Source organism: Actinosynnema mirum DSM 43827, from assembly GCF_000023245.1.
GTDB lineage: Bacteria > Actinomycetota > Actinomycetes > Mycobacteriales > Pseudonocardiaceae > Actinosynnema > Actinosynnema mirum.
This window is the reverse complement of sequence record NC_013093.1, coordinates 6,174,463-6,192,359: the sequence shown is the minus strand read 5'-3', so window position 1 is coordinate 6,192,359 and position 17,897 is coordinate 6,174,463. Positions and strand designations below refer to the sequence as shown.

General features: G+C 73.5%; 15 protein-coding genes. 3 read left to right on the top strand and 12 right to left on the bottom strand.

Annotated elements, in window-relative coordinates; genetic code table 11:
* Positions 1–38 precede the first annotated feature (38 nt).
* Positions 39–383 (top strand): RNA polymerase-binding protein RbpA, encoded by a 345-nt coding sequence (locus AMIR_RS25765; RefSeq protein WP_041837022.1) that lies wholly within the window; start codon positions 39–41, stop codon positions 381–383.
* An 83-nt stretch (positions 384–466) separates the two neighbouring features.
* On the opposite strand, the gene AMIR_RS40630 is transcribed toward AMIR_RS25765, so the two are convergent.
* Positions 467–1,408, bottom strand: a complete 942-nt coding sequence (locus tag AMIR_RS40630; RefSeq protein WP_015803901.1) for a hypothetical protein — start codon at positions 1,406–1,408, stop codon at positions 467–469.
* Positions 1,409–1,452: 44 nt separating this feature from the next.
* Here AMIR_RS40630 and AMIR_RS36235 point away from each other — a divergent pair, with 44 nt between their 5' ends.
* Positions 1,453–2,778, top strand: a complete 1,326-nt coding sequence (locus AMIR_RS36235; protein WP_015803900.1) for a hypothetical protein — start codon at positions 1,453–1,455, stop codon at positions 2,776–2,778.
* A 386-nt stretch (positions 2,779–3,164) separates the two neighbouring features.
* Here AMIR_RS36235 and AMIR_RS25750 read toward each other — a convergent pair whose 3' ends face one another.
* From AMIR_RS25750 to tkt, 7 genes are all read right to left on the bottom strand, one after another.
* On the bottom strand, positions 3,165–4,502 hold the full coding sequence (locus AMIR_RS25750) for a sensor histidine kinase (protein WP_015803899.1): 1,338 nt from the start codon (positions 4,500–4,502) through the stop codon (positions 3,165–3,167).
* A gap of 449 nt (positions 4,503–4,951) precedes the next feature.
* On the bottom strand, positions 4,952–5,731 hold the full coding sequence (gene pgl / locus AMIR_RS25745) for a 6-phosphogluconolactonase (protein ID WP_015803898.1): 780 nt from the start codon (positions 5,729–5,731) through the stop codon (positions 4,952–4,954).
* A complete protein-coding gene (opcA, locus tag AMIR_RS25740; RefSeq protein WP_015803897.1) occupies positions 5,728–6,867 on the bottom strand; it encodes a glucose-6-phosphate dehydrogenase assembly protein OpcA in 1,140 nt (379 codons plus the stop codon). Before opcA ends, pgl begins: the two co-directional genes overlap by 4 nt.
* The gene (gene zwf, locus AMIR_RS25735) at positions 6,864–8,405 is read right to left on the bottom strand and encodes a glucose-6-phosphate dehydrogenase (protein ID WP_015803896.1); all 1,542 of its coding nucleotides are present in this window, start codon (positions 8,403–8,405) and stop codon (positions 6,864–6,866) included. Before zwf ends, opcA begins: the two co-directional genes overlap by 4 nt.
* Positions 8,402–10,021 carry a hypothetical protein gene (locus AMIR_RS25730; RefSeq protein WP_015803895.1) on the bottom strand — a complete coding sequence of 540 codons (1,620 nt, stop codon included), beginning with the start codon at positions 10,019–10,021 and terminating at the stop codon, positions 8,402–8,404. Before AMIR_RS25730 ends, zwf begins: the two co-directional genes overlap by 4 nt.
* A gap of 2 nt (positions 10,022–10,023) precedes the next feature.
* The gene (gene tal / locus AMIR_RS25725; RefSeq protein WP_015803894.1) at positions 10,024–11,136 is read right to left on the bottom strand and encodes a transaldolase; all 1,113 of its coding nucleotides are present in this window, start codon (positions 11,134–11,136) and stop codon (positions 10,024–10,026) included.
* Positions 11,137–11,168: 32 nt separating this feature from the next.
* Entirely contained in the window at positions 11,169–13,268 is a 2,100-nt protein-coding gene (tkt, locus tag AMIR_RS25720) for a transketolase (RefSeq protein WP_041837021.1), read from the bottom strand.
* A gap of 273 nt (positions 13,269–13,541) precedes the next feature.
* Between tkt and AMIR_RS25715 the strand changes: the two genes are divergently transcribed.
* The gene (locus tag AMIR_RS25715; RefSeq protein WP_015803892.1) at positions 13,542–14,465 is read left to right on the top strand and encodes a heme o synthase; all 924 of its coding nucleotides are present in this window, start codon (positions 13,542–13,544) and stop codon (positions 14,463–14,465) included.
* A gap of 112 nt (positions 14,466–14,577) precedes the next feature.
* Here AMIR_RS25715 and AMIR_RS25710 read toward each other — a convergent pair whose 3' ends face one another.
* The 4 genes from AMIR_RS25710 to AMIR_RS25695 all read right to left on the bottom strand — a co-directional run bounded on the left by AMIR_RS25710 (position 14,578) and on the right by AMIR_RS25695 (position 17,893).
* Entirely contained in the window at positions 14,578–14,958 is a 381-nt protein-coding gene (locus tag AMIR_RS25710) for a hypothetical protein (protein WP_015803891.1), read from the bottom strand.
* 612 nt (positions 14,959–15,570) lie between these two features.
* Positions 15,571–16,221 (bottom strand): sigma-70 family RNA polymerase sigma factor, encoded by a 651-nt coding sequence (locus tag AMIR_RS25705; RefSeq protein WP_015803890.1) that lies wholly within the window; start codon positions 16,219–16,221, stop codon positions 15,571–15,573.
* Between the two features lie 118 nt (positions 16,222–16,339).
* Positions 16,340–16,978 (bottom strand): HD domain-containing protein, encoded by a 639-nt coding sequence (locus tag AMIR_RS25700; protein ID WP_015803889.1) that lies wholly within the window; start codon positions 16,976–16,978, stop codon positions 16,340–16,342.
* Positions 16,979–17,245: 267 nt separating this feature from the next.
* The gene (locus tag AMIR_RS25695) at positions 17,246–17,893 is read right to left on the bottom strand and encodes a hypothetical protein (RefSeq protein ID WP_015803888.1); all 648 of its coding nucleotides are present in this window, start codon (positions 17,891–17,893) and stop codon (positions 17,246–17,248) included.
* Positions 17,894–17,897: the final 4 nt, after the last annotated feature.

Here is a 17,897-nt window from a genome sequence, read left to right as displayed (position 1 = left end):
CGACACGGGAAATCCACGTGGTGGGGGTGTGAGGGTCGATGGCTGGTGGTAACGCGATTCGCGGTACCCGCGTCGGCGCAGGCCCGATGGGCGAGTCGGAGCGCGGCGAGTCCGCGCCCCGGCGTCGGGTGTCGTACTGGTGCGCCAACGCGCACGAGTCGCGCCCGTCGTTCGCGGTCGAAGCGGACGTCCCGGAGATGTGGGACTGTCCGCGGTGCGGTCTTCCGGCAGGCCGGGACGAGCAGGCGCCGCCTGCTCCCCCGCGCAACGAGCCGTACAAGACGCACCTCGCCTACGTGAAGGAGCGCCGCTCCGACGCGGACGGCGAGGCGATCCTCGAAGAGGCGCTCACCAAGCTGCGCAGGCAGCGCGAAGAGCCCTAGCTAGCAGGCACCGTCGGCGAGAGGCCCCGTGGAGATCCACGGGGCCTCCCGCTTTTCCGGCACAACTCACCCTCAACGCCCTGTCACGCGCCCGAGCGGACCCGGCGGAAGCCCCGGAACTGCCGCAGCAGCACGAGACCCCCGGCCAGCGCCACCCCGGACACGCCCAGCACCGCGGGCAGCACGCCGCCCGTCGAGCTGCTGACCACCACGTTCACGCTGCCCACCAGCACGATCCCGCAGTACGCGCGGATCTCGTGCCGCCCGGCCTGCGCGGTCGGGAACTCCACGGGCGCGCTGAACCTGCCCGCGTCGTCCGCCGTCGTCGACCCGACCTGCTCGCCCAGCGACGACAGCGTCACCGAGGCGCCGGGCGTGCACCCGGTGCCGGTCGCGCTGAGCGGGTCGCCCGGCTGCACGTCGTCCTTGTCGATCACCAGCACGCCGTCGCCGTGCGGGACCGCGCTGCTCGGCTCGGAGGCCGGGGAGGACGGGGCCGACGTGGCGGTGGTCGTGCTGGTGGTCGTGGTCGTCGTCGTGGTGGTCGTGGTGCTCGGCCTCGTGGTGGTGGTGGTCGGCGCCGCCGGGGGCGGCGCCTGCTCCGACGTCCTCGGCGGCTTCGGGTCGTCCTCCTCCTGCGGCGGCGGTTGCTGCTGCGAGGTCTCGCCACCGGTCACGGTGAAGGAGCCCGAGGCGGTGCTCGGGCTCGGGCACACCGTCCGCGCGGTCACCTGGTGCCTGCCCGGCTTCGCCGTGGACGGCACGACCGCCCACGTCGACCCCGAGCCGGACCAGCCGACCCCGCCGTTGCCGATGACGACTCCGCCGTCCCAGACGACCTGCACCGAGTAGTTGTGGCACGTCACCCGGAGCCCGGTCCACTGCACGCTGAACCCGGTGCCCGGCTTGCCGGAGCTGACCGACATGCCGAGCGAGCCCTGCGCCAGCGCCACCGGTGCGGTCACGAGGGTGGACAGGGCGTAGGCGAGGACAGCCAGTACGGATAGTGTTCCAGCCGTTCGCATTTCTCCCAGTCCCCTGAACGTCGAGGTGCTTTGTGAGACGCATTATGGGCAGGGTCGTCCCACTGCTCCTGTGCGGGATGTTCCTCGCGGGCGCACCGGCCCTCGCCCAAGGCGACAGCGCGACGATGACGGCGTCCGTCGACGGGCAGCAGTTCGGCGACAACCGGGTCGTCCTCGACCCGTCCGGCTCGCGCAAGGTCGCGGTGACCGTCCACAACGGATCGGCGGAGACCAGGCAGGCCCGCGTCATCCGGTTGTCGGGCGGCGCTTTCGGCCTGGAGTTCTTCTCCTACGAGACCACCGTGCCGTTCGAGGTGCCCGGCCGCACCAGCGTGACGCGCGCGTTCGTGCTGGACATGGCCGGCCTCGAGGGCAAGGCGACCGGGTTGGTGCCGGTGCGGTTGGAGCTGCTGGACGACCGGCGCGAGGTGATCGCCTCGCGCGGCAGCACCGCCGACGTGCGCGGGTCGGTGCTGTCGGTGTACGGCGTCGCCGGGCTCGTGCTGCTCGTGCTGGCGGTGGCCGCGTGGTCGGCGGCGCTGTGGGCGGCGGTGAAGGGCGTCCTGCCGCCCCGCCGCTCGCGCAGGGCGCTGCAGTTCGTGCCCGCCGGGGTCGCGACCGGGCTCGCGGCGGTGGTGTGGTCGTCGGTGCTGCGGGTGCTGACGCCGCAGCCGGCCGTGGCCGCGGTGGTGGTCGTGGTGCTCGTGGTGGCGGCGATGGTGGTGGGGTACCTGGCGCCGTCGCAGCAGGCCGTTGCTCGGGCTGAGGAGGACGGTGCCGGGTCTTCGGGTCCGGTTCCCGCAGTGGTGCGGGGTGCGGAGGACGACGGGGCGCAGGGGGGCGCTCAGGGCGTGCGGCGGGGTGGCGCGGGGGAGACCGCCACGATCGCGCCCGTCGGCGGTGGTGGCGAGGAAAGCGCTGGGGCGCAAGCGGATGGCGCTCGGGGCGCGTCCGGTGGCGCTGCGGGGCAGCCGGGTCACGCTGGGCAGCAGGGGCACGCGGGCGGCGGCCCGGCGGCCGGTGCTCAGCCGGGCGGCGGCCAGGCGGCTCCCGCTCGTCCGGGCGCTCCGGTGGTCCCGGCGCAGGGCGGACCCGGTGGCGCCGCGGCGCAGTCCGGTCCCCAGCCGGGCGCGGGCCGCCAGGTCCCCGCGCAGGGCGGCGACCAGGCGACCACGAAGTTCCAGGCCGTCCAGGTCGCGCCGACCAAGCCGGTCGTCCAGACCGCGCCCGCCGAGATCACCTCCCCGGCGGACTCGGAGGCCACCCAGCGCATCCGACCCGTCGGCACGCCGATGCAGGCCCCCACGCCGGGCTCCGCCGAGGCGACCCAGCGCATCCGCCCGGTCGGCGACCAGGGCAAGCGCCGCTGAGCGGTGCGGCCGGTCCTGCCCGGCCGCACCCGCCCACCGCACCTTGCCTGCCCGCCACACGCGCCGCGCCACACGCGCCGGTTGCGCCACACCGGCTGCCGCGCCACACGCGCCGGTTGCGCCGCACCGGCCGCGTCGCGCCTGCCGCGCCAGCCGCGCCACGCCGACCGGGCCGCACTGACCGCACCGCACCCGCCGCGCTTCGGATTCCCGTTGCGCACCAAGGGTTTCCCGCAGTGCTTCCCGCCCGCCGAGCCGCGCCCGCCGAGCCCTGCCCGCCGAGCCCTGCCCGCCGAGCCCTGCCTGTCACCCTCCCGCCCCACCGAGCCCCGCCCGTCCCCCCGCCCCGGCGCGTCCCGCTGTCACCCCACGGGCCCGCCCCGCCCTCACCCCCGCCCCGTCGCGCCCACCGGATCGCTCCCGGTCACCGCCTCCCCGGTCGTGCCCTCGGCCCCGTCGCACCCCGCGTCGAGCGGGAAGTCCACGCGCACCACGAAACCGCCGTCGTCCGTCGGCCCCGCGTGGAACCGGCCGCGCAGCAGCGCCGCCCGCTCCCGCAGCCCCACCAGACCGTGGCAGCCGCTCGGCAGGCCCGCGCAGCCCCGGTCCGGGGGCGCGCCGTTGCGGACCTCCGCGCTCACGCGCTCCCCGTCCGACACCACGACCACCGCCGCCGACGCGCCCTCCGCGTGCTTGCGCACGTTCGTCAGCGCCTCCTGCACCGTCCGGTACACCGCCCCCGACACCGGTCCCGGCAGGTCGCGGACCGGGCCGTCCACGCGCAGCGACACGTCCGTGCCCAGCAGCAGCTGCGGCAGGTCGGCCACGCCCGGCTGCGGGGGCTCGTCGGCGGCGCGCAGCACGCTCACCAGCTCGCGCAGCTCGTTCAACGTCCTGGTGCTGAGCATCCGGATGTTCCCCGCCACCTGCTTGGCGTCCGGGTCGCGCACGCTCACCCGCAGCGCCCCCGCCTGCACCGCGATCAGGCTGACCTGGTGCGACACCACGTCGTGCATCTCCCGCGCCAGCCTGGCCCGCTCGTCGGCCCGCACGGCGCGCGCGTGCAGCGCCCGCTCCCGCTCCCGCCCGGCGGCCAGCTCCCGCACCCGCGCCGACAGCTCCGCCCGCACGTGCGCGAGCAGCCCGATCGCCACCGGCATCCCGGCCACGATCCCGCCGTAGATCGCGTCGTGGACGTGCGCGGTCCACGGCAGCGCCAGGAACTCGTCGACCGGCCACAGGAAGAACCGCGAGAACCACACCAGCCCCGCGCCGACCGCCGTCTGCGCCGAGCGGGGCCGCAGCCAGGCCAGCGTGCCCAGCGCGATCATCGCGGCGAGCTGCGACCAGCCGAACAGGAAACCGGGGATGGTCAGCAGCACCACCAGGAACGGGCACCGCCGCCGGAACACCACGGCCAGCACCGCCACCCCGGACAGCACCCTGCTGTACCCCTCGGCCTCGGGCAGCACCCGCAACCACACGTCCAGCGCCGCGACGGCCACCGCCGCGACGTCCAGCACCAGGTGCCCGCGCGGCCCCACCAGCGCCCGCAGCGCGGCCCACCGGGCGCGCAGCCCGACCCTGGCGCGCGCGCCCCAACCCCGCCGGGCGCCCGCTCTCCCCGCACCGGCCCGAGCGCCCCAGGCCCCGAACCCCTCCGCGCCGAACCTCTCCGCGCCGAACCCGCCATCGCCGAACCGCACCGCAGTCGCACTGGGCATGACCCGCTCCTCCACCCCCGATGTGCTCATCACCCATCGGGACAGCGCGATCACGCGGACGGGACGCGGCAACCCCGACGAAGTTGCGACCGCGAACGTCGGACGCCGGTGAACGGCGCCACAGCAAAAAGGTAAACGCTGGTCAGCGGCTTGTCGACGATCCGGGACCGATTTCGCGGCGCACAGCGTTCACACAGCGGTCACACAGTGTGGACACAGGGGAGCGGGCCCAAGGAAGTGGGCACGGGGGAGTGGGCCGGAGGAAGTGGGCACGGGGGGACGGGGGACGTGGCAGGGGTGGACACCCCCGGCACAAGAACAAGGGCGGCGAGATCCGCCGCCCTCGACACCCCGGACCTCCGGGGAACCCCGCCGAACCCGACCGGGGTCGGACGGCGGGGGTGATCCGGTGCTGGTGGCGCTCCGGTGGGCCACCAGCACCGCGCGCGTCACGCCAGCGGCGGGGTGAACAGCTCCGGCACCTTCGCCGCAGCCGCCGAGTCCAGCAGCCACAGCGTCCGCCGCTGCCCCACGGCGCCCGCCGCGGGCAGCTGCACCTCACCGGCGCCCGCCAGGCCCATCGCCACCGCAGCCGCCTTGCCCGCGCCCGTCGTCATCAGCCACACCTCGCGGGCGCGGCGGATCGCGGGCAGGGTCAGGCTCACCCTGGTGGGCGGGGGCTTCGGGCAGTTGCGCACCGCCACGACCGTCCGCTCCAGCTCGTGCACCGCGGGGGAGTCCGGGAAGATCGAGGCCACGTGCCCCTCCTCGCCGACGCCCAACATGCACACGTCGAACTGCGGCACCGACCCGTGGTCCTCCGGCCGCGCCGCGGCGGCCAGCTCGTCCGCGTAAGCGGCGGCGGCGGCCTCCGGGTCGTCGCCGAACCGGCCGTCGGACGGCTCCATCACGTGCACCCGCGCCGGGTCGACCGGCACGTGGTCCAGCAGCGCCGCCCTGGCCTGGGTCTCGTTGCGCTCCGCGTGCCCTGCGGGCAGGAACCGCTCGTCACCCCAGTACAGGTCGACCTTGCCCCAGTCGACCGCGTCCCGCGCGGGCGCCCGGCGCAGCTGCTCCAGCACCGCCACGCCGGTCCGCCCGCCGGTCAGCACGACCGACGCCGACCCGCGCGCGGCCTGCGCGTCCACCAGCCTCGTCACCAGGCGGGCAGCCGCGGCGGCGGCCAGCAGGTCGCCGTCGCGGTGCACCACCACCTCGGGCTCGCTCACGAGCCCGCCTTCGCCGCGCGCACGGCCGACTTCGGCGCCTTGGCGGCCTTGGCCTTCGGCTTGACCGCCTCGGGGGTGTCGGCCCCCTCGGAGCCCAGCGGCTCGGCCAGGGTCTCCACCGCGTCCGACTCCGGGGCCGGGGCGGGCTCCACGGCGGGCGCCGACTCGACGGCGGGCGCCGCGTCGGCCTTGCGCGCCACCGGCTTCGCGGCGGGCTTGGTGCGCGCCACCTTCGCCAGCGACCGCAGCGCCGCCTCGTACACCTCGTCCGGGTCGAGCCTGCGCAGCTCCTCGGCCAGGCAGTCCCGCACCGACCGGCGCTGCAGCGCCACCCGGCGCTGCGGCTGCCCCGGCTGGGTCAGCGTGCCGACCGAGCCGTCCGGCCGCACCAGCTCCACCGACCCGGAGGGCCGGTCCAGCCGCACGTCCACGATGCCCTGGCCCTTGGTGGCCTTGACCCGCTTCACCGGCACCTTCAGGTACGCCGCGAGCCACGCCGAGAGCAGGTCGGTCGACGGCGAGTCGGCCTCGCCGCTGACCTCGGCCTCGGTGATCGCCTCGAACGGCGGCAGGTCCAGCGCCGAGGCGAGCATCGCCCGCCACAGCGTCAGCCGCGTCCACGCCAGGTCCGTGTCACCGGGCGCGTAGGACGACCGGCGCTGCTCCAGCGCCTTGATCGGGTTCTTCTCGGCCGCCGAGTCGGTGATCCGGCGCTGCGCGAGCTGCCCGATCGGGTCCTTCGACGGCGACGACGGGGCCTCGTTCGGCCACCACGCCACCACCGGGGTGTCCGGCAGCAGCAGCGGCACCACGCACGAGGCGCCCTCGGACGCGAGCGGCCCGTACAGCCGCAGCACGATCACCTCGGAGGCGCCCGCGTCACCGCCGACCCGGATCTGCGCGTCCAGCCGCGCGGCGGCCTGGCGGGCGCCGCGCGCCACCACGATCACCCGGCACGGGTGCTCGCGGCTGGCGTCGTTCGCGGCCTCCACGGCCTCCTCGGTCTTGCTGCCGTCGTCGGTCACGATGACCAGCGTCAGCACCCGGCCGAGGGTGACCGCGCCACCCTCCTCGCGCAGCTGCACGAGCTTCGAGTTGACCTGAGACGTGGTCGTCGAGGGCAGGTCGATGATCACGGTCGCCTCCAGTGCCTGCCGGTGCGGGCCAGCATCTCGTCAGCGGACGGCGGTCCCCACGTGCCTGCCTTGTACTTCTCCGGCTCGCCGGTGCTCGCCCAGTGCTCGATCACCGGGTCGAGGATCTCCCAGGAGAGCTCGACCTCGTCGTTCTTCGGGAACAGCGACGGCTCGCCGAGCAGCACGTCCAGCAGCAGCCGCTCGTAGGCCTCCGGCGAGGACTCGGTGAACGCGTGCCCGTAGCCGAAGTCCATCGTGACGTCGCGGACCTCCATCGTGTTGCCCGGCACCTTGGAGCCGAACCGGATGGTCACGCCCTCGTCCGGCTGCACCCGCACCACCAGGGCGTTCTGCCCCAGCTCCTCGGTCGCGGTGTCGTCGAACGGCAGGTGCGGCGCCCGCTTGAACACCACGGCCACCTCGGTGACCCTGCGGCCCAGCCGCTTGCCGGTGCGCAGGTAGAACGGCACGCCCGCCCAGCGGCGGGTGTTCACCTCGGCGGTGATGGCGGCGTAGGTCTCCGTGGTGGAGTCCTTGGAGAAGCCGCCCTCCTCGATCAGGCCGGGCACCTTCTGCCCGCCCTGCCAGCCGCCGGTGTACTGGCCGCGCGAGGTCGTCTCGTCGAACGGGCCCACCAGCCGGGTGGCCGACAGGACCTTCACCTTCTCCGCGCGCAGGTCGCTGGGGCGGAAGGAGACGGGCTCCTCCATCGCGGTCAGCGCCAGCAGCTGGAGCAGGTGGTTCTGGATGACGTCGCGCGCCGCGCCGATCCCGTCGTAGTACCCCGCGCGACCGCCGAGGCCGATGTCCTCGGCCATGGTGATCTGCACGTGGTCGACGTAGTTCGCGTTCCAGATGGGTTCGTACAGCTGGTTCGCGAAGCGCAGCGCCAGGATGTTCTGGACCGTCTCCTTGCCGAGGTAGTGGTCGATGCGGAACACCGACTCCTCGGGGAAGACGTCGTTCACGATCCCGTTCAGCTGCTTCGCGCTGGCCAGGTCGTGCCCGAACGGCTTCTCGATCACCACGCGGCGCCACTGCGTCGGGTTGTCGCCGGGGGGCGAGGCCAGACCGGCGCGCTTGAGCTGGTTCACCACGGTGGTGAACGCGCTCGGCGGCACCGACAGGTAGAACGCGTGGTTGCCGCCCGTGCCGCGCTCCTCGTCGAGCAGCCGGATCGTCTCGGCGAGCGAGTCGAACGCGGCGTCGTCGTCGAAGCTGCCCTGCACGAAGCGGATGCCCTCGGCGAGCTGGTCCCACACGGCCTGCCGGAACGGCGTGCGCGCGTGCTCCTTGACCGCGTCGTGGACGACCTGCATGAAGTCCTGGTCTTCCCAGTCGCGGCGGGCGAACCCGACGAGCGCGAAGCCCGGCGGCAGCAGGCCGCGGTTGGCCAGGTCGTAGATCGCGGGCATGAGCTTCTTGCGCGACAGGTCGCCCGTCACGCCGAAGATCACCAAGCCGCTGGGGCCCGCGATGCGGGGCAGCCGCTTGTCCCTGGGGTCGCGCAGCGGGTTGCGCTGCTCGGCGGTGGTCACGAGCCGTCCTCCTGGATGGCCTCCACGAACTGGGCGAGCCCCGCGACCCGGTCGGTCAGGTGCAGCCGCAGCACCGGGCGGCCGTGCTCGGCGAGCACCTGCCCGTCGCCGAGGGCCTGCGCCAGCTGGAGCGTCGCCAGGTCGTACGGGCGGCCGGGAACGGCCAGCTCCTGGTCGGACACGCCCGTGAGCTGGAGGAACACGCCGTTCTGGTGACCGCCCTTGTGGTACTGGCCGGTCGAGTGCAGGAAGCGCGGGCCCCAGCCGAAGGTGGTCTGCAGGTGCGTGCGCTTGGCCAGCTCGGCGCGGCTGAGCGCGAACGACGCGTCGTTCACCCGGTCCAGGTAGGCCTGCACCGACAGGTAGCCCTTGTCGGGGGCCGCTGCGACCAGCGCGCGCAGCGCCTCCGCGACCGTCTTGGCGTCCTTCGGCAGCCAGTCGCCGCCGGAGACGTGCACCTCGATCGGGCCGTCGGTGAACGCGGGCGTCGCGGGCTCGGACGCGGGGGCGTCCAGCAGCGAGCGCGCCGCCTTCTTCGCCGCCTCCACGTCGGGCTGGTCGAACGGGTTGATCCCGAGCACCCGGCCCACCAGCGCGGTGGCGACCTCCCACAGCAGGAACTGGGCGCCGAGGGAGCCCTCGACCGCGAGCGCGGACGACCCGGTGGCCGGGCCGATCGCGACGGTCGTGGCGTCGGAGCCCGCGTCCACGAAACCGGGCGCGCCGGGGCCCTCCACCACGACGGGCAGCAGGCCGGTGCTGTTCTTGCCGGTGGACTCGGCCACGAGCTGCTCGGCCCAGTCGCCGAGGCCCGAGATGCCGGAGCCGGTGTCGGCGAGGACGACCTTCTCCGCGCCGTGCGCGTGCGCCACGCCCAGCACGGCCGCGAGCTGCACGGCCGGGTTGTCCGCCGAGTCGGCGAACACCAGCGGCGCGGCGGCGGCGGCCTCGTCGAGCAGCTTCTCGACGTCCACGCCCGCCAGGCCCGACGGGACCAGGCCGAACGCGGTGAGCGCCGAGTAGCGACCGCCGACGTTCGGGTCGGCCAGGAACACCTTGCGGTACCCGGCCTCCTCGGACGCCTTCTGCAGCGGCGAGCCGGGGTCCGTCACCACGACGATGCGCGACTTCGGGTCGACGCCCGCAGCCGCGAACGCCTCCTCGAAGATCCGCCGGTGGCTGTCGGTCTCCACCGTGCCGCCGGACTTGGACGACACCACGAGCACCGAGCGCTCGGGGCTCTCCACCAGCGCCTCGACCACCTGGCCGGGGTCGGTGGTGTCCAGCACCACCAGGGGGACCCCGGCGGTGCCGGTGATCACCTCGGGCGCGAGCGAGGAGCCGCCCATGCCCGCGAGGACCACCCGGTCTACGCCCTCGGCCAGCAGCTCCGCGCGCAGCGCGGCGATCTCGGCCAGCAGCGGGCGGGACGTCTCGTGCAGCTTCGTCCAGGCGAGTCGGATCGACGCCTCGGGCTCGGCCTCGGGACCCCACAGCGTGGCGTCCCCTGCGGCGAGCCTGCTGGGCGCCGCGTCGCGGAGCAGGTCGGACACGACGGTCTCGACCTGCTCCGCGTTCGGCGCCCGGACGATCTCCACGGAGATCACCTCGGTCATCGTCAGCCCTTCGCCTTCTCCAGCTGACCGGTGACGGTCTCCAGCAGCTCGGCCCAGGACTTCTCGAACTTGTCGACGCCCTCGGTCTCCAGCGTGACGAAGACGTCGGTCACGTCGACGCCCGCCGCCGCGATCGCGTCGAACACGGCCTGCGCCTCGTCGGCCTTGCCCGTGACCGTGTCACCGGTGATCTGACCGTGGTCGGCGACCGCGTCCAGGGTCTTCTCCGGCATGGTGTTGACCACGCCGTCGACGACCAGCTGGTCGACGTACCGGGTGTCGGAGTAGTTCGGGTCCTTCACGCCGGTCGACGCCCACAGCGGGCGCTGCGCGTTCGCGCCGTCCGCCGCGAGGGCCTCCCAGCGCGGGCCGGAGAACACCTCCTGGTAGGCGGCGTAGGCCAGCACGGCGTTCGCGATCGCGGCCTTGCCCAGCAGGGACTTGGCCTCGTCGGTGCCGATGGCGGACAGCCGCTTGTCGATCTCGCTGTCCACGCGGGACACGAAGAACGACGCCACCGAGTGGATCGTGCGCAGGTCGTGGCCGTTGGACTTGGCCAGCTCCAGGCCCGCCAGGTAGGCGTCCATCACGGCGCGGTAGCGCTCGGTGCTGAAGATCAGCGTCACGTTCACGCTGACGCCCTCGCCGAGCGTCTTGGTGATCGCGGGCAGGCCCTCGACCGTGCCGGGGATCTTGACCATGAGGTTCGGCCGGTCCACGGCCTTCCACAGGTCGAGCGCCTCGGCGGCGGTCTTGTCGGTGTCCTTGGCCAGGCGCGGGTCCACCTCGATGGACACCCGGCCGTCGACGCCGTTCGACTTGGCGTAGACGTCGCGGAACAGGTCGCACGCGTTGCGCACGTCGGTCGTGGTGGTCTCGCGCACCACGGCCTCGGTGTCGGCGCCGCGCGCGGCCAGCTCGCGCACCTGCGCGTCGTAGGCGTCGCCCTTGGACAGGGCGCCGGCGAAGATCGTCGGGTTGGTGGTCACGCCCACCACGGCCTTGTCCGCGATCAGCCCGGCCAGGTTGCCCGAGTCCAGCCGCTCGCGCGACAGGTCGTCGAGCCAGATCGACACACCGGCGGCGCTGAGGTCGGCCAGCGGTTTCGCAGTCATGTTCGCTTCTCCCCTAGAAAAAGAGTCGTTGGTCAGCGGGTGGCGTCCAGCGACCGGCGGGCGGCGGCCACGACGTTCTCGGTCGTGAAGCCGAACTCGCGGAACAGCGTCTGGTAGTCGGCGGAGGCGCCGAAGTGCTCGATCGAGACGATCTCGCCCGCGTCGCCGGTGAACCGGTGCCACGGCTGGGCGATGCCCGCCTCGACCACGACGCGCGCCTTCACCGAGGACGGGATGACCGACTCGCGGTACGCCTCGTCCTGGGCGTCGAACCACTCGACGCACGGCATGGACACCACACGCGCTGCAACGCCGTCGGCCTCCAGGACCTTCCGCGCCTCGACCGCCATCTGCAGCTCGGAGCCGGTGGCGATCAGCACGACCTCGGGAGCGCCGTTCGCGGCGTCCTCCAGCACGTAGCCGCCCTTGGCGACGCCCTCGGCGGCCTTCTCCCTGGTGCCCTCGAGCACCGGGAGGTTCTGCCTGGTCAGGGCGAGGCCGGCCGGGCCGGTCGGGTTCTCGATGATGGCCCGCCACGACGCCGAGGTCTCGTTGGCGTCGCCGGGGCGCACCACCGCGAGACCGGGGATCGCGCGCAGCGCGGCCAGGTGCTCGATCGGCTGGTGCGTCGGGCCGTCCTCGCCCAGGCCGATGGAGTCGTGCGTCCACACGTAGGTGACCGCGGACTTCATCAGCGCGGCCAGGCGCACGGCCGGGCGCATGTAGTCGCTGAACACCAGGAACGTGCCGCCGTACGGGCGGGTCGGGCCGTGCAGCGCGATGCCGTTGAGGATCGAGCCCATCGCGTGCTCGCGGATGCCGAAGTGCAGCGTGCGGCCGTACGGGTTCGCGCTCCACGTGCTCGTGGAGGAGCTCTCCGGGCCGAACGAGTCCGCGCCCTTCATCGTGGTGTTGTTCGACTCGGCCAGGTCGGCCGAGCCGCCCCACAGCTCCGGCAGGACCGGGGCCAGCGCGGACAGCACGTCGCCGGACGCCTTGCGGGTCGCGACGCCCTTGGCGTCCGGCTCCCACACGGGCAGCGCGTCGGTCCAGCCCTCGGGCAGGTCGCGGCCGATCAGGCGGTCCAGCAGCGCCTTGCGCTCCGGGTTCGCCTCCGCCCACGCGTCGAAGGACTTCTGCCACTCGGCCTTGGCGGCCTCACCGCGCTTGATGACCGAGCGGGTGTGGTTGATCACCTCGTCCGAGACCTCGAAGGTCTGCTCCGGGTCGAAGCCCAGCGCCTTCTTGACCTCGGCCACCTCGGCGTCGCCCAGCGCGGAGCCGTGGATCTTGCCGGTGTTCATCTTGTTCGGCGCCGGGAAGCCGATGATCGTGCGCAGCACGACCAGCGACGGGCGGGCCGTCTCGGCGCGGGCGGCCTCCAGCGCGGCCAGGATGCCGGAGATGTTCTCGCCGGACTCCACGACCTGCACGTGCCAGCCGTACGCCTCGTAGCGCTTGGCGGTGTCCTCGGACAGCGCGATCGCGGTGTCGTCCTCGATCGAGATCTTGTTGTCGTCGTAGATCAGCGTGAGGTTGCCCAGCTGCTGGTGGCCCGCGATCGACGAGGCCTCGGAGGTGACGCCCTCCTCGATGTCGCCGTCGGAGGCGATCACGTAGACCTGGTGGTCGAATGGGCTCTCGCCCGCCGGGGCCTCCGGGTCGAACAGGCCGCGCTCGCGGCGGGCGGCCATCGCCATGCCCACGGCCGAGGCGAGGCCCTGGCCCAGCGGGCCGGTGGTGATCTCCACACCGGGGGTGTGGCGGTGCTCCGGGTGGCCGGGGGTCTTGGAACCCCAGGTGCGCAGCGCCTTCAGGTCGTCCAGCTCCAGGCCGTAGCCCGCCAGGTACAGCTGGATGTACAGCGTCAGGCTGGAGTGACCCGCCGACAGCACGAAGCGGTCGCGGCCGATCCAGTCGGCGTCGGCCGGGTCGTGGCGCATCACCCGCTGGAACAGCGAGTAGGCCACGGGGGCGAGGCTCATCGCGGTGCCGGGGTGGCCGTTGCCGACCTTCTGGACGGCGTCGGCGGCGAGGACACGCGCGGTGTCGACGGCGCGCTTGTCGAGCGCGGTCCAGTCGGCGGGGACGGTGGCCTCGGTCAGCCGGGTGATGTCATCGGACACGGAGATTCCAGCTCCAGTCTCAGTGCGGGCGGCGGTCCACAGACAAGGCTTCTCAATCGATCCCGTCAGGGCCTATCCGCGGTTTTTGCTCATCCTCCGACCAGCCTAGTCCGCTGTTCGGGCGCATGTGCCACCGAACGCGCGCAGATCCGCTGTGCGTGATCGCACAGGGCGTGTGCGCGGTTTCGTGCCGCTGGTCACCACCTACCCGAAAGGGCCGGCGCCACACCTCGCGGTTACGATCCGTTCATCCCCGATCTGACAGAGGAGCGCCCTGCGATGAGTGCCGTTGCGCAGGCCCCTGCGCGGACTCCGCGGCAGGTCGTCGGCGCGTACGTCGCGCTGACGAAGCCGAGGGTGATCGAGCTGCTGCTGATCACCACCATCCCGGCGATGCTGCTGGCCGAGCGCGGGCTGCCGCCGCTGTGGCTCATCGCGTGCACGCTCGCGGGCGGGACGCTCGCCGCGGGCAGCGCCAACGCCCTGAACTGCTACATCGACGCCGACATCGACTCGGTGATGAAGCGCACGGGCAGCAGGCCGCTGGCCAAGAACTCGATCCCACCGCGCAACGCGCTGATCTTCGGCGTCGTGCTCGGGGTGGTGTCGTTCGCGTTCCTGTGGATCACCACGAACCTGATGTCCGCGGTGTTCGCCGTCGCGACGATCCTGTTCTACATCTTCGTGTACACGCTGGTGCTCAAGCGCCGGACCTCCCAGAACATCATCTGGGGCGGCCTCGCGGGCTGTATGCCGGTGGTCATCGGCTGGTCGGCCGTGACCGGCACGGTGGAGCTGCCCGCGCTGGCGATGTTCGGCGTGATCTTCTTCTGGACGCCGCCGCACACCTGGGCGCTCGCGATGAAGTTCAAGGAGGACTACGCGCGGGCAGGCGTGCCGATGCTCCCGGTGGTCGCCACCGCGCAGCAGGTGACCAGGCAGATCGTCATCTACTCCTGGGCGACGGTGCTGTGCAGCCTGCTGCTGGCGCCGGTGACGAGCTGGATCTACGTGGGCGTGGCCCTGGCGTCGGGCGTGTGGTTCGGGGTGTTCGCGCACCGGCTGCACGGGGTGGTCCGTAAGGGCGGGTCGACCAACACGATGAAGTTCTTCCACATGTCGAACCTGTACCTGACCCTGGTGTTCTGCGGCCTGGCCGTGGACGCGGTGGTCGGCCTGCCGGTGCTCGGGTGGCCGTTCTGAGCCAGGGCTCTGCCAGCCCGGCGTCGACCGGGGTCCGGATCTCCGGGCCCCGGTTTCGGCTTTTCGGGGGGGTTCGCCGGGGGTTTTCCGGGGGCGGGGTTTCAGGGGTTCTTCAGGTCGTCGGGTCCTCGCCGAGGAGGGCGACGAGGTCGAGGTCCGCGAGCGCGGGGTTGAGGTACCCGTGCTCCTCGGTCCACGGCACGTCGCCGTCGTCGATCGTGACCCGCCAGCGGGCGTCGGGGAGGGCGCGGCGCAGCTCGGTGACGGCGGCCTGCCAGTGGACGAGGGAGGGGACGGTGCGGTCGAGCTCGAAGGGGAGCTTGGTGGAGCCGTTGAGCACGGCGCCGTCGGCGGGGTACAGGTGGAGGCCCTCCTCGTCGTCCGGGTAGGGGGCGGTGTCGTTCCACCGGGTGACGATCGCGTCGACGGCGGCGAGCTCGGCGTCGGTGAGCGGGGTTGCGCGGGTGGCGGCGTAGTAGAGCGAGACTCCCATGGGGCGGAGGGTAGGGGCGGGGGCCGACAGTTCCGGGCGGTCGCCGCGTCCGGGCCGCGCCCGCGCCAGGGGGCCGCACCACCGGCTCGGGGAAGCCGAAGCCCGTCCCGCGCGGTCCGGTGGGCCGCTCGGCGCGCTGTTCGCGCAGGTCCTACCGCTGGCCGGGAGGAATCCCGCCGCGCGCGGGCCGCGCCACCCGCCGAACGGGCCCGCCCTCGGGCCGCCGCGTGGACCGGGGAGCGCCTGAACGGCCCTCACCCTCACTCGTCCGCACGCCGCCACCATCCCCGGACAGCCCACCGGGCGGGTCGCCGTCCTGCTCGGCTTCCCGCCCACCCCCTCGCCCGCGCGCCTCGCCCCCTCGTCCGCGCCCCTCGCCCGCGCGGTTCCTCCTCAGCCCTCGCCGCCGTGCCCCGGCAGCGGGCCCCCTCGCCCGCGCTCCCCCCGTGGTCCTCCACGTGGCGTTCAGGCCCGTCGTGAGTCCTTGCCCCTAGCCCTGCCCCTGTGCCCCGCTCCCGCCCCTGCGTCCTGCCCCGTGCCCCGCTCCCCGCCCCTGTGTCCTGCCCCCGAGCGCCGCCCCTGCCCGAGCCCGCCCGCTCCGCTCCCCACCCCTCACGCCAGAACCGACGACGCCCCGCCCGCCAGCGCCACCCGCAGGCGCGCCAGCGCCCGGTGCTGCGCCACGCGCACCGCGCCCGGCGTCGAGCGCACCGCGTGCGCGGTCTCCTCCGCCGACATCCCCACCACCACCCGCAGCAGCAGGATCTCCCGCTGCTTCTCCGGCAGCACCCGCAGCAGCTCCGCCATCTGCTCCGACACCTCGCCCTGCAGCGCCCGCGCCTCCGGTCCCGCCGACGACTCCGGCTTGTCCGGCAGCTCCGCCACCGGCTCCGCGCGGTTGCGGGCCGCGAAGCGGTGGACGTCGGCCACCTTGTGGGCGGCGATGCCGTACACGAACGCCAGGAACGGGCGTCCCTGGTCCTGGTAGTTCGGCAGCGCCTTCAGCACCGCCAGGCACACCTCCTGCGCCACGTCGTCGGCGGTGGCGTAGGCGCCGCCGACGCGTGCCCGGCAGTACTTGACGATCAGCGGGCGCAGCACGCCGAGCAGCCGCTCGACGGCCGCGCGGTCGCCCGCCACGGCCGCCGTCACGTCGCTCCCCGACACGGCTAACGCGGCGCGGGCCGCCGCCGCGCCGACCGGTCTCGCCGCGCGCTCGCGCTGGCGAGGAGCACCGACCGCCCTCTCACCGGTGAATTCCATACCCGAGACACCTCCAGGCCCGACCGCGGCTCACCCTCTGGCGGTAGGGGGACGCGCGAGCGGCCGGGCTCTTACGGAGGTTTTCGGGAAAATCTTGAAAAACTTCGTTGTGGCAGGTTTAGGGCACCGCTGCCAGCAGTTCCTCCACCGTCGGGTCGTCCAGCGACTCCACGATGCACTGCCACAGCTCCAGGTTCGCGCTCGCCCACCTGGAGTACAGGGCGGCGGCCTGGGGGTCGTAGAAGTAGTACCCCTCGTCGTGCTTGGACCGCTGCTCGCCGACGATCTTGTGCGCGAGCTGGCGGAGCGTGATGCCGTTCTCCAGCAGGTACTTCGGCGCCAGCACGACCGGGGTCACCGGTAACGCCTTGAACAGGGTGTCGGCGTCGGACAGCGCCTGCGCCTCGACCGAGATCCACCGGTCGCGGGTGCGCATCTCCGCCTCCTCGACCACCTCGTCGACCCGCAGCGCCGCCTCGTCGGGCACCCCGGCGTCCGCCAGGATCTCCATCCGCAGCTCCCGCCCGTCCACGGGCAGCGAGTTGCGGCGCACCACGTAGTTGACGTCGTGCACCAGCGCGGCCACCTCGACCAGCGCCACGTCCGCCCCGTTGCGCCCCGCGAACAGCACGGCCTTGTCGCGCACGAAGCTCACGTGGTGCCAGCCGTGGAACTGGAGGTTCGCCGCGTGGTCCTGGCACAACCGCCACACGCGCTTCTCCACGACCTCGGTGGAAACAGCAGTGATCATCCTCATCGGACCCTCCCAGAGCCGGGTGGGCCGATGGTATGGCGGCGCGCGAGACCCCAGGGTGCCCGGAGGACGCCCGCTTGACCGGGTCCGGCGGGGGCCCGGCCCGGACGCGCGGGGGAGGGGGCCGCGCGAGCGGGGTGGTGGACCGCGACCCAGCACGGTGAACGGCCGGGTGACCGGGTGGCCCGGCCGGGTGGAAACGCTCCGGAATCGGGCAGCCCCCGAACGGGTGAGGCACGGGCCTCGCGCACCCAGGTCGGGCACCGGGTGTCACAACCTCCCGGTCAGCACCTCCCAGCGCGCCTCCACCGGCACGTGCCGGTGGCTGGTCCCGGTGCCGGGGTCGTAGGACAGGCTCCACGGGCTCACCGCCCGCGACTTGACCAGGAACGTCATCGTCCCGTCGATCGCGTGCGGGATGCGGTGGAACTCGTGCGCCAGCATGGTCCCGGACACCCCGGCCCGGCAGTCGGCGCTGCGCAGCGGGGCGACCTCGGAGATCGCCGTGCCCTCGGGCGCCAGCCGCACGCGGTAGCGCTCGTGCAGGTAGCCGCCCGACAGGATGACCGTGCAGAAGTGGTAGCGGTGGTTGTGGACGGAGTCGGCGTAGCCCGGCCGCCAGTCCCGGTGCGGCTTGTACTCGTGCAGCCAGAACGTGAACGGCTCGGCGGGCTCGTCCCGCAGGCACCAGGCGAAGTGCGTCGTCGTCTCGCGGGACCGGGCCACCACGCGCATCTCCTCCCTCGGGCCGAGCGAGCGCAGGTCCTCGCGCACCCGCTCGCGCAGCCCCGGAGCGCAGGCCCACGCGGAGAAGCACTCCGCGACCCGGTCCCAGTTCGCGGGGCCGGGTGGGTGGTCGTCCGAGACGAGGGCGGCGAGTTCCGCGAGGGCGGAGAACCCGGTGGTGTGGGTCTGCACTGCT

Bases quoted from the DNA above. Each gene is read 5' to 3' on its own strand.
- AMIR_RS25765 (WP_041837022.1), top strand. From the start codon at position 39: ATGGCTGGTGGTAACGCGATTCGCGGTACCCGCGTCGGCGCAGGCCCG.
- AMIR_RS40630 (WP_015803901.1), bottom strand. From the start codon at position 1,408: ATGCGAACGGCTGGAACACTATCCGTACTGGCTGTCCTCGCCTACGCC.
- AMIR_RS36235 (WP_015803900.1), top strand. From the start codon at position 1,453: ATGGGCAGGGTCGTCCCACTGCTCCTGTGCGGGATGTTCCTCGCGGGC.
- AMIR_RS25750 (WP_015803899.1), bottom strand. From the start codon at position 4,502: ATGCCCAGTGCGACTGCGGTGCGGTTCGGCGATGGCGGGTTCGGCGCG.
- AMIR_RS25730 (WP_015803895.1), bottom strand. From the start codon at position 10,021: ATGACCGAGGTGATCTCCGTGGAGATCGTCCGGGCGCCGAACGCGGAG.
- tal (WP_015803894.1), bottom strand. From the start codon at position 11,136: ATGACTGCGAAACCGCTGGCCGACCTCAGCGCCGCCGGTGTGTCGATC.
- AMIR_RS25715 (WP_015803892.1), top strand. From the start codon at position 13,542: ATGAGTGCCGTTGCGCAGGCCCCTGCGCGGACTCCGCGGCAGGTCGTC.
- AMIR_RS25710 (WP_015803891.1), bottom strand. From the start codon at position 14,958: ATGGGAGTCTCGCTCTACTACGCCGCCACCCGCGCAACCCCGCTCACC.
- AMIR_RS25705 (WP_015803890.1), bottom strand. From the start codon at position 16,221: ATGGAATTCACCGGTGAGAGGGCGGTCGGTGCTCCTCGCCAGCGCGAG.
- AMIR_RS25700 (WP_015803889.1), bottom strand. From the start codon at position 16,978: ATGAGGATGATCACTGCTGTTTCCACCGAGGTCGTGGAGAAGCGCGTG.